This is a genomic window from Streptomyces sp. 2A115 (genome assembly GCF_052245575.1).
Taxonomy (GTDB): domain Bacteria; phylum Actinomycetota; class Actinomycetes; order Streptomycetales; family Streptomycetaceae; genus Streptomyces.
Genome location: NZ_JBQQCG010000059.1, coordinates 63,516 through 73,802, shown reverse-complemented (window position 1 = coordinate 73,802; position 10,287 = coordinate 63,516). Strand labels below are relative to the sequence as shown.

7 protein-coding genes are annotated in these 10,287 nt (G+C 68.9%); 4 read left to right on the top strand and 3 right to left on the bottom strand.

All coding sequences use genetic code 11. The features are described 5' to 3' along the window. Nucleotides 1-76: 76 nt before the first annotated feature. Nucleotides 77-1,132: a LacI family DNA-binding transcriptional regulator gene (locus ACTWQR_RS37770; RefSeq protein ID WP_443231752.1), complete on the bottom strand. Its 1,056-nt coding sequence runs from the start codon at nucleotides 1,130-1,132 to the stop codon at nucleotides 77-79. A gap of 119 nt (nucleotides 1,133-1,251) precedes the next feature. Between ACTWQR_RS37770 and ACTWQR_RS37765 the strand changes: the two genes are divergently transcribed. After that, nucleotides 1,252-1,947, top strand: a complete 696-nt coding sequence (locus ACTWQR_RS37765) for an alpha/beta fold hydrolase (protein WP_443231751.1) — start codon at nucleotides 1,252-1,254, stop codon at nucleotides 1,945-1,947. A gap of 109 nt (nucleotides 1,948-2,056) precedes the next feature. On the opposite strand, the gene ACTWQR_RS37760 is transcribed toward ACTWQR_RS37765, so the two are convergent. Next, entirely contained in the window at nucleotides 2,057-3,010 is a 954-nt protein-coding gene (locus ACTWQR_RS37760; protein ID WP_443231761.1) for a multicopper oxidase domain-containing protein, read from the bottom strand. A gap of 198 nt (nucleotides 3,011-3,208) precedes the next feature. Here ACTWQR_RS37760 and ACTWQR_RS37755 point away from each other — a divergent pair, with 198 nt between their 5' ends. Further along, nucleotides 3,209-5,716 carry a ThuA domain-containing protein gene (locus ACTWQR_RS37755; RefSeq protein ID WP_443231750.1) on the top strand — a complete coding sequence of 836 codons (2,508 nt, stop codon included), beginning with the start codon at nucleotides 3,209-3,211 and terminating at the stop codon, nucleotides 5,714-5,716. After that, a complete protein-coding gene (locus tag ACTWQR_RS37750) occupies nucleotides 5,716-7,950 on the top strand; it encodes an OmpL47-type beta-barrel domain-containing protein (protein ID WP_443231749.1) in 2,235 nt (744 codons plus the stop codon). Before ACTWQR_RS37755 ends, ACTWQR_RS37750 begins: the two co-directional genes overlap by 1 nt. Nucleotides 7,951-7,987: 37 nt before the next feature. Here ACTWQR_RS37750 and ligD read toward each other — a convergent pair whose 3' ends face one another. Then, nucleotides 7,988-9,016 carry a non-homologous end-joining DNA ligase gene (ligD, locus tag ACTWQR_RS37745; RefSeq protein ID WP_443231748.1) on the bottom strand — a complete coding sequence of 343 codons (1,029 nt, stop codon included), beginning with the start codon at nucleotides 9,014-9,016 and terminating at the stop codon, nucleotides 7,988-7,990. A 93-nt stretch (nucleotides 9,017-9,109) separates the two neighbouring features. Between ligD and ACTWQR_RS37740 the strand changes: the two genes are divergently transcribed. Next, nucleotides 9,110-10,174, top strand: a complete 1,065-nt coding sequence (locus ACTWQR_RS37740; protein ID WP_443231747.1) for an ATP-dependent DNA ligase — start codon at nucleotides 9,110-9,112, stop codon at nucleotides 10,172-10,174. Nucleotides 10,175-10,287: the final 113 nt, after the last annotated feature.

Here is a 10,287-nt window from a genome sequence, read left to right as displayed (position 1 = left end):
TTTCAAGGGGCGCGGGGAACTGCGCGATCAACCCCCACCGGGCCGCACCGAAAACACAATCCACCCCGCGGAGCGCTTACGCCGAGGCCCGCCGAACCAGTGTCGTCGGCAGGACGACACTGGTCGGCGTCCCCGCCAAGCCGCCGGCCGGCACCCCCGCGGAACCGGTCCGGTCCAGACCACGTAGCAGCAGCCGTGCCATCAACCGCCCCATCTCCTCGATGTCCTGACGGACCGTCGTGAGCGGTGGGTCGACCTGTTCGGTGATCGGAAGCATGTCGTCGAAGCCGATCACCGCGACGTCCTCGGGCACCTGCCGCCCCCGCTCGCGCAGGACACGCAGGGCGCCCGAGGCCGTGAGGTCGTTGGCGGCGAACACCGCGTCCAGGTCCGGGCAGCGGTCGAGGAGTTCACGCATCGCGCGCTCGCCGCCCGCCGGAGTGAAGTCGCCCTCCACGATCAGCTTCGGATCGGCGTCGACCATCACGTCCCGGAAGCCGTCGAGCCGGTCGGCCGCCGAGGTCTGGTCGAGGGCGCCCGTGATGTGGGCGATGCGCTTGCGGCCGAGCCCGACGAGATGGCGTACGGCCTCGCGGGCGCCGCCCCGGTTGTCGCTGTCCACGTAGACCGCATTGTGCGTCCCGTCGCCCCAGCCGGGCCGCCCGCCGAACACGGTCGGCATTCCGGCGCCGTGGATGAGTCCGGGCAGCGGGTCGTCGAGGTGCAGCGAGAAGACGAGCGCGCCGTCGACATGGCCGCCTGCGAGGTAACGGCCGACGCGTGCGTGGTCGTCGCGGCCTTCCGTGAGCAGCAGTACGAGCTGCGAGTCGTGAGCGGTCAGCTCCTTGCTGATGCCCCGGAGTTGAAGCGCGAAGAAGGGGTCGGCGAAGACCCTGGTCTCCGGTTCGGCGATCACCACTGCGACCGCGTCGTGCCGTCGGGTGACGAGGCTCCGGGCGGCCTGGTTGGGCACGTATCCGAGCTCCTCCACGGCCCGCCTGACCCGCTCGACCAGGACCTCCCGTACGCCCTCGCCCCCGTTGACGACACGAGACACGGTGGCCCGCGACACTCCGGCCCGGGCGGCCACGGCCTCCAGCGTGGGGCGCGGCTCTGTCGTCTGCTCGGTCACCTCGGGGCTCCTCAGGGCGGCGGTTGTGGATCAGGATAACCGCGGGCTGGAGACGTGGTGAGAGCGCTCCCGGAGCAGTGTCCGGCCGGATTGTCAGAGCCCTCCGCTAGGTTGCCGCCATGACAGATTTCGTACTGGTCGCAGGGGCGTGGCTCGGATCGTGGGCGTGGGACGAGGTGGTGCCGGGGCTGCGTGCGGCCGGCCACGGTGCCCACCCGTTGACGCTTTCCGGGCTCGCCGACAAGCAGGGCGTGCGGGCTGGGCAGCAGACCCACGTCCAGGACATCGTCGACGAGGTCGAGCGCCTCGGGCCGCGGGACGTCGTCCTGGTCGGGCACAGCTACTCGGGTATCCCGGTGGGGCAGGCCGCCGCGCGGATCGGCGACCGGCTGGCCCGTGTGGTCTTCGTCGACTCGAACGTGCCGGCCGACGGCGAGTCGTTCGTGTCGGGCTGGCCGTCCGGCCGGGCGACGGTGGAGGCGTCGATCGCCGCGAACGGTGGTTTCTGGCCCCCGCTGACCGCGGCCGACTGCGAGGGCCAGGACCTCAGCGACGAGCAGATCGCCCGCTTCGTGAAGGGCTCGACACCGCACCCGGGCGCCACGCTGACCGAGCCGGCCGTACTGGCGGGCCCGCTCGGCGAGCTCCCGGCCACGTACATCAAGTGCCTCCTCGACGGCGCCGAACCGAACGACGACGTGGCTGAGCTCCTGACCAGCAAACACTGGCAGCTCGTCGAGATGAACACGGGCCACTGGCCGATGTTCTCCCAGCCCCGAGAACTGACCCGGATCCTCCTGGCAAACGCCACCTGACGGAGCGCCCCATAAGGGGCGCGGGGCTGTGACATATGCGGCTCCGCCGCGTGGGCGCGCCCAGCCCCAACGAACCCGCACCCAATAACGGCCCAGCCCAGCGGAGCGCTCAGTGCTCGTGAGGCTCGTACCCCGGAATCGTCCCGTCCGTCTTCTTCACCAGGAAGAGCCCCGCCATCCCCATGTCGGAGTGACTCTGGACATGGCAGTGGTACATCCACGCCCCGGCCCCGACCCCCTCCCCCGCGATCACCTGGAAGCCGAACGAGTCCGCCGGTCCCACGATCTTGTTGTCGATGACCTGACTGGGGTCGTCGGGCCCGGTGAGCAACCCCGTGCGGTTGTCCGCCCAGCGATGACCGTGCATGTGGAACGTGTGGTAGTACTCGCCGTGCGTGATCATCACGAACTCGACGCGATCGCCCACCGTGGCCTCGAAGTTGGGGCTCTGGTGACCGGGCTTGTTGTTGATCATCATGTCGTTGAAGACGATCGTGCAGGTCTTGTCGGGGAGGATGTCGCCCTTGCGGCGGACGATCACCGGACCGTACAGCCCCTTGCGGAGGCCGCCGGTGCCGTGGTCCGTGCCGACGACGTGGTCGTGGTAGTTCCAGTAGCCCGCGCTGCCCGCGCGCCAGGTGCCGTCCTTGCGGCGGCCGGGAGCGTGGGTGCGCCAGGTGTACGTACGGGTGCCGCCCGGCTCGACATCGCTCTTGCTCAGCTTCGTGCCGTCGCTCGAGATCTCGTAGTCCAGACCATGGACGTGCAGACTCACCGCCACGTCCATCGTGTTCTCGAACTCGACGTGCAGCGTGTCGCCCTCGTTGAGCTCGATGAGCGGGCCGGGGATCGAGGCCTTGCCCTTCTCGAGGCCGTAGCCCATCTGGCCGTCGGGGAGCTTCTCGGCGTAGAGCTTGATGCGCCGGACCTCGCCCCCGGCCGGCGCGGTCTTCACCGGGGCGTCGGCGCTCACGGCCTCGGGGGCCGAGGACAACGATGTCGCACCGGCGACGACGGCCGTCCCACCCAGCAGCATCCGTCTGTTGAAGCCACGTCTGTTCATGCCGATGCCCATGCCGAACTCCCCACCCTGGTACGGAATTGACGGAGATGAACCTGTGAGACCGTAGCCGCGCCGCTCCCGTTTATCCACACCCAGGACAAAGTTCGTGCCATCCCGGTCATAGCTATTGGCGAGTTGCGCGAAAAGGTCTAGCTTCCATGGCGCTGTTGCTGTGACCGACGAGGGGTGGGTGACCACATGCGGTTCACACCGCATCAAAAGCCCTTAGCTGTAAGAGGGTTGAGCAAGGCAAGACGCAGAGGCTGGGCGGCCGCGCTGGCCGCCGGGGCCATCACCGCGGGGGTACTTTCGAGCCCCTCCGCGAGCGCACGCCCGGAGCCCGAGCCATCGCTGACAACGATGTCGATCAAGTCGCCGCCCGGTGGCGCCAACGTACGGGTCCTGGTCTTCCACGGATCCGCGGCCGGCGGCGAGGAGTCGCCCGTCGTCAACGCCGGCATCGAGGCGATCGAGAAGATCGGCCTGTCGGGCCCGACCGCGCAACGCTTCAAGGTCGAGGCCACCGCCGACGCCTCGGTCTTCACCAACGAGACGAAGCTCGGCCGCTTCAACGCCGTCGTCTTCCTGACGGGCGGCGGGGACGTCCTCGAGCCCGAGCAGGAGGCCGGCCTGGAGGCGTACATGGAGGCGGGCGGCGGCTTCCTCGGCGTCCATGACGCGGCTCGCGCCGAGCCGTACTCGGACTGGTTCACCGGACTCGTCGGTGCCCGCCCGGCCGCGTCCAGCCCAACTACCGTACAGCGAGCGACCGTTGAGGTCGGCGACCGGCAGCACCCGGCCACCAAGGACCTCCCGCTCCAGTGGAAGCGCCCCGACCAGTGGCTCAACTGGACCAAGAACCCGTCGGGCGACGTGCACACCGTGGCGCGCGTCCGCGAGTCGACGTACGAGCCGGGTGCCGGCAAGAACGGCGCGGACCACCCGGTGTCCTGGTGCCGTGACTACGACGGCGGCCGCTCCTTCTACACCGGCATGGGCGGCACGGTCTCCTCGTATGACGAGACGGACTTCCGTACGCATCTGCGCGGGGCACTGATGTGGACGACCCGCATAGCGCAGGCCGACTGCAAGGCCACGATCAACGCCAACTACAAGGCGGAGCGCCTGACCCAGCCCAACCAGCCGGGCCAGAACGACCAGATCGGCGAGCCGCACGGCCTGGTCACCGCGCCCGACGGACGCGTGCTCTACATCGGCCGCGGCGGCGCGGACTCCTCGGGGCCCGTCGTCACCGACTGGAACAACCCGGACATCGGCAAGGGCAAGGGCGAGATCCACGTCTACGACCCGAAGACCAAGAAGGTCACCCTCGCCGGCGCACTCTCCGTCTTCGGCAACAAGGGCGGCGGCGACGAGCTGATCAAGGTCGAAGAGGGGCTGCTCGGCATCGAGTTGGATCCGCGGTTCGAGCAGAACGGCTGGGTGTATCTGCACTACACGCCGCACGCGCAGATCAACCGCGACACACGGATGGCCGAGCGTCGCGTCTCCCGCTTCACGCTCGATCTCGCCGCCAACAAGCTGGACTTGAGCAGCGAGAAGGTCCTGCTGAAGTGGCCGGTGCAGATCCACAGCTGCTGCCACGCGGGCGGCGGTATGGCGTGGGACTCGAAGGGCAACCTGTACGTCGCGACCGGCGACAACAACTCCAGCCAGTTCAGCGGTGGTTACTCGGGCAACAACCCGCAGCCCAACTACAAGGGCGTCTCCTTCGCCGACGCGCGCCGCACCTCCGGCAACACCAACAACCTCAACGGCAAGATCCTGCGCATCCACCCGGAACCCGACGGCACGTACACCCTGCCCGAGGGAAATCTCTTCACCGGCAAGGAGACCGCCGAGGGCGGCGGCAAGACGCGCGGTGAGATCTATGTGATGGGCGTCAGGAACCCGGCGCGCATCTCCGTCGACAAGGAGACGGACACGCTGTACGCGGGATGGGTCGGCCCGGACGCCTCGGCACCGTCGACGACCTGGGGTCCGGCGAAGTACGACACGTTCGCCGCGATCACCAAGCCGGGCAACCACGGCTGGCCGTACTGCATGGGCAACAAGCAGCCCTACCGGGACCGCAACCTGCCCGACCCGACGCAGCCGCTCGGCTGGTACGACTGCGACGCCCCGAAGAACGAGTCGCCCAACAACGACGGCCTCGTCAACCTCCCGCCCGTCACCTCGAACACCATCTGGTACTCACCCCAGGGCGGCGGCCCGGACTTCCCGCGCGACGCCAACGGCATCCCCTCGTACAAGGAGGCGGAGCAGAAGTTCCTGCTGCCGTGGCTGAAGGGCGGCGGGCAGGCGGCGATGAACGGGCCCGTCTACCGGTACGACGACGCGTCCGCGAGTGAGGTGAAGTGGCCCTCGTACTGGGACGGCAAGTGGTTCGTGGGCGACTTCTACGACGCCGACCAGCCGCGACACGCCGTGCTTCTCGACCCCAGGACGGCCGGGCAGGGCGGCATTCCGGTGCACGCCGAGTCGCTGAAGAAGATCATTCCCCTCGGCAACGACGGCATCAAGAACCTCATGGACTGGAAGTTCGGCCCCGACGGCACGCTGTACGTCCTCGACTACGGGCGCGGCTTCTTCACCTCGGACGCCAAGTCGGCGCTGTGGCAGGTGACGTACAAGGGCGGTGGCCCCACGCCCGCCGCCGACCAGCTGGCCAGGAAGGCGGAGTGATGCGCGTACGAAGGCGAAGAACCGCAACAACGGCAGGAACCGCACGTCTGTGGACGGCTCTGCTGGCGTCGCTGCTGATGGTGCTCGGGCTGACGTCCACGTCGGCGGCCGAGCAGAGCGACGGCACCCCGGCGGCCGCCGCCGCGCAGACGCTTACCTGGACGGCCGGCGACGACATCACCAAGTACACGTCCGCGCCCGCCACGGCGGTCGCGGGCCCGACGACGATCGTCTTCGAGAACAGCGTGGCGACCGGCAACACCACGGGTATGCCGCACACGTTGACCTTCGACGTCTCCGACCCGGAGTACAACAACGACGTCCAGCTCAACATCCTCGCCAACCCGAACGACGACCAGGGCGGCAAGTACACCGCCGAGGTCACGCTCACGCCCGGCCGGTACCGCTACTACTGCACCATCCCCGGCCACGGTCAGATGCAGGGCATCCTCGTGGTCAGGGAGGGCACCGGCGAGGACACGACGGCTCCCGAGACGGCGGCGGACGTGACCGGTACGCAGAACGCGGCCGGTGCGTACGTCGGGTCGGCGACCGTGGCACTGAGCGCGACCGACGCGGATTCGGGCGTGGACCGGATCGAGTACGCGATCGGCGACGCGGGTGCCTGGCAGCCGTACACCACACCCGTGGTGGTCGACCAGGTGGGCGCTCACAAGGTCCGCTACAGAGCGGTCGACAAGGCCGGGAACATGGCCGCCGAGAAGGCGGAGGAGTTCACGGTGGTGGCGCCGCAGTCGGACGACACGACTCCTCCGGAGACGTCGGCCACGGTGAGCGGCGAGCAGAATCCCCAAGGGCAGTACGTCTCGATGGCGACCGTCACCGTGTCGGCCTCCGACACCGGGTCCGGCGTCAACACCATCGAGTACGCGCTCGGTGACTCCGGTGCCTGGCAGCCGTACACGGCTCCGGTGATGGTCCACGAAGTGGGCACGCACAAGGTGCGGTACCGGGCCACGGACAAGGCGGGTAACAGGGCTTCGGAGAAGTCCGTCGAGTTCACCGTCGTCGCGCCGCCCGTCGAGGACAAGACTCCGCCGGTGACCGGAGTGACGTTGGAGGGGACGAAGAACTCCTCCGGCGCCTACATCAACAGCGCCAAGGTCACCGTGACCGCCACGGACGCGGGTGGTTCGGGGGTCGCCGCGATCGAGTACTCGCTGGACGGCGGCCCGTATCTCGCGTACACCGCTCCCGTCCTGGTCGACCGTGTGGGCGCCCACACGGTGGCGTACCGCGCGAGTGACAAGGCGGGCAACACCGCCGACGCGCGGACCGTGAGCTTCACGGTCGCCTCGGGCGGCGGGGTGCCCGCGCCCGCCTGCGCCGAGTACGACGAGCGGTTGACGGTCATCGTCGGCACGGTCGACTCGGGTGTGCCGAACCGGATCACCAACAGCCGGTGCCGCATCAACGAGTTGATCGAGGACGAGAAGGAGTGGACGTCCCACGCGCTGTTCCTCAAGCACGTGAAGACCGTCCTGGACAAGCTCCTCAAGGAAGGCGTCATCGACCAGCGCGAGTTCAACCTGATCACCAAGGCGGCCAAGCAGTCCGGCATCGGCAAGCCCGGCCAGACCGAGGGCTACCGGACGATCCTCGACGGCACGGAGGAGTCCTTTGCCAAGTGGCAGCAGGTGGGCGGCGGTTCGTTCGCACCGAACGGCGACGGGTCCATCACTTCGGGGACGACGAAGAGCGGGCTCGGCATGCTGTGGTTCCCCGAGCGCAAGTACGGCGACTTCTCGCTGAAGCTCCAGTGGCGTGACGACGCGCCGGGCACGGGCAACGCCAACTCCGGTGTGTTCGTGCGCTTCCCGGGGGTCCACGATCATCCGGAGGAGCCGCGACCGGAGTGGGTCGCCATCAAGTACGGGCACGAGGTGCAGGTGTTCGACAGTCCCAGCGGCGACATGTACAAGACCGGTTCGCTCTACGGCTTCGACCGGGTGGGGCTGGCCGGTGCCGGCGTCACCCAGAAGGGCACCTGGAACGACTACGAGATCCGCGTGGTCGACCAGCACTACTCGGTGTACCGCAACGGCGTGCTGATCAACGAGTTCGACAACACCGGCGGCCAGGACTTCACCCCGCCGCGCTCGGACGACCCGGGCACGGACGGGCGGCGGTTCGCCTCCGGCTATGTCGGCTTGCAGGTGCACGGCACGACGGATGTCGTCTCGTACCGGGACATCCGGATCAAGGAGTTGTGATCGTCCAGGAGGTGTGATCCTCAAGGAGGCGTAACCATCAGGGAGTTGTAGGTCCGCTCTCCTTCTTGGCCCGGCTCGGCTGTACCCGCTTCGGTTCGCCCGGCATCTTCGGGTACTCGGGCGGGTACGGCAGGTCGCCGAGTCCGTGGTCGTGCTCGTCACGGCGGGCGAGTTCGAGCAGGGCTTCGAGGGAGAAGGCGTCGCCGTCCATGTCCGCGTGCACGTCGCCGAGTTCGGCGAAGCGCGCGGGCATGGTCTCCAGGTCGAAGTCACGGGGCACGGCGTCACCCACCTCGTCCCAGGAGAGGGGCGCCGACACCGGAGCGTGCGGGAAGGGACGTACGGAATAGGCGGAGGCGATGGTGCGGTCCCTCGCGGTCTGGTTGTAGTCCACGAAGATCTTCTCGCCGCGCTCCTCCTTCCACCAGGCCGTGGTCACGTGGTCCGGCATCCGGCGCTCCAGTTCGCGCGCCGCGGCGATCGCCGCGCGCCGCACCTGGGTGAAGGTCCACCGGGGCTGGATGGACACGAAGACATGCAGGCCCCGACCGCCGGACGTCTTCGGCCAGCCCCTCAGGCCGCCGTACTCGTGGAGGACCTCGCGCAATTCGTGTGCGGCACGCACCGCGTCGGCGTAGTTCGTGCCGGGTTGCGGGTCGAGGTCGATGCGGAGTTCGTCGGGGCTGTCGACGTCGTCGCGGCGCACCGGCCAGGGGTGGAAGGTCAGCGTGCCGAACTGGGCGGCCCACAGAACGGCGCCGACCTCGGTGGGGCACATCTCGTCGGCGCTGCGACCGCTCGGGAAGGTGATGTGCGCGGTGGGGATCCAGTCGGGCATGTTCTTGGGCGCCCGCTTCTGGAAGAACGACTCGCCGGTCACGCCTTCCGGGTAGCGCTGCAGGGTGGTCGGGCGATCGCGCAGGGCGCGGAGGATGCCGGGGCCGACGGCGAGGTAGTACTGGGCGAGGTCCCGCTTCGTGAAGCCCCGCTCCGGGAAGAAGATCTTGTCCGGGCTGGACAGCCGCACCGTCCTGCCCGCCGCCTCCAGCTCCACCGCGTCACCCATGCGAGCCACGGTAGGCGTACCGCGCATACCTCGCACACCGATGCACCCATCTCACATCGGGCGAATACCGGCCAAGCCGCGCAGAATCAGACCATGGACCTGCCGGTGATGCCACCCGTGAAACCCATGCTCGCCAAGTCCGTGGCGAAGATTCCGCCGGGCATGCACTACGAAGCGAAGTGGGACGGGTTCCGGGCGATCGTCTTCCGGGACGGCGACGAGACCGAGATCGGCAGCCGCAATGGAAAGTCGCTGGTCCGGTACTTTCCCGAGCTGGCGGCGACGCTGCGGGAACGGCTGCCGGAGCGCTGCGTGATGGACGGCGAGATCGTGATCGCGCGCGACGGACGGCTGGACTTCGACGCGCTCACGGAGCGGATCCATCCGGCGGCGTCACGCGTGAAGACGCTCGCCGAGCGCACCCCGGCGTCGTTCGTGGCCTTCGACCTGCTCGCGCTCGCCGACGAGTCACTGCTGGAGGTCCCGCTGGGCGACCGGCGGGCGCTGCTGGAACGGGCCTTGTCCGGGGCCACGGCTCCGGTGTATGTGGCGCCGGCGACGACGGACATCGAGGTGGCCCAGCAGTGGTTCGAGCAGTACGAGGGCGCGGGCCTGGACGGGGTGGTCGCCAAGCCGCTCACACTGCTCTACCGGCAGGACGAGCGCCTGATGTTCAAGGTCAAGCACGAGCGCACGGCGGACGTGGTGGTCGCGGGCTACCGCGTTCACAAGAGCGGGCCGGTCGTCGGTTCGCTGCTGCTCGGCCTGCATGACGCCAAGGGAACGTTGCAGCACGTGGGGGTGGCGGCGGCGTTCACGATGAAGCGGCGCGAGGAGCTGGTCGCGGAGCTGGAGCCGCTGCGCATGGAGTCGGCCGCGGGGCATCCGTGGGCGGCCTGGGCGGAGGAGTCGGCGCATGAGGCGGCACGGCTGCCGGGCGCACCCAGCCGCTGGTCGGGCAAGAAGGACCTCTCCTGGGTCCCGCTGCGGCCGGAGCGGGTGTGCGAGGTGGCGTACGACCACATGGAGAACGGGCAGCGCTTCCGGCACACGGCTCGCTTCCGCCGCTGGCGCCCCGACCGCACGCCCGAGAGCTGCACCTACGCCCAGCTGGAGGAGCCGGTCGGCTACGACCTGGCGGACATCTTCGGGCCGTAGGACGCACCCGGCGCCCTCCGCCGAACCCTCCGCACCCTCGGCGTGTTTCGATCAGCCATCAACTTGTGCCGACCACCCCGTTCAACGCGCGCAATCAGAACCGAGCGGGTATG

What these genes read in the sequence shown, in the direction of transcription:
- ACTWQR_RS37765 (WP_443231751.1), top strand. Translation starts at nt 1,252, where the DNA reads ATGACAGATTTCGTACTGGTCGCAGGGGCGTGGCTCGGATCGTGGGCG.
- ACTWQR_RS37760 (WP_443231761.1), bottom strand. Translation starts at nt 3,010, where the DNA reads ATGAACAGACGTGGCTTCAACAGACGGATGCTGCTGGGTGGGACGGCC.
- ACTWQR_RS37755 (WP_443231750.1), top strand. Translation starts at nt 3,209, where the DNA reads ATGCGGTTCACACCGCATCAAAAGCCCTTAGCTGTAAGAGGGTTGAGC.
- ACTWQR_RS37750 (WP_443231749.1), top strand. Translation starts at nt 5,716, where the DNA reads ATGCGCGTACGAAGGCGAAGAACCGCAACAACGGCAGGAACCGCACGT.
- ligD (WP_443231748.1), bottom strand. Translation starts at nt 9,016, where the DNA reads ATGGGTGACGCGGTGGAGCTGGAGGCGGCGGGCAGGACGGTGCGGCTG.
- ACTWQR_RS37740 (WP_443231747.1), top strand. Translation starts at nt 9,110, where the DNA reads ATGGACCTGCCGGTGATGCCACCCGTGAAACCCATGCTCGCCAAGTCC.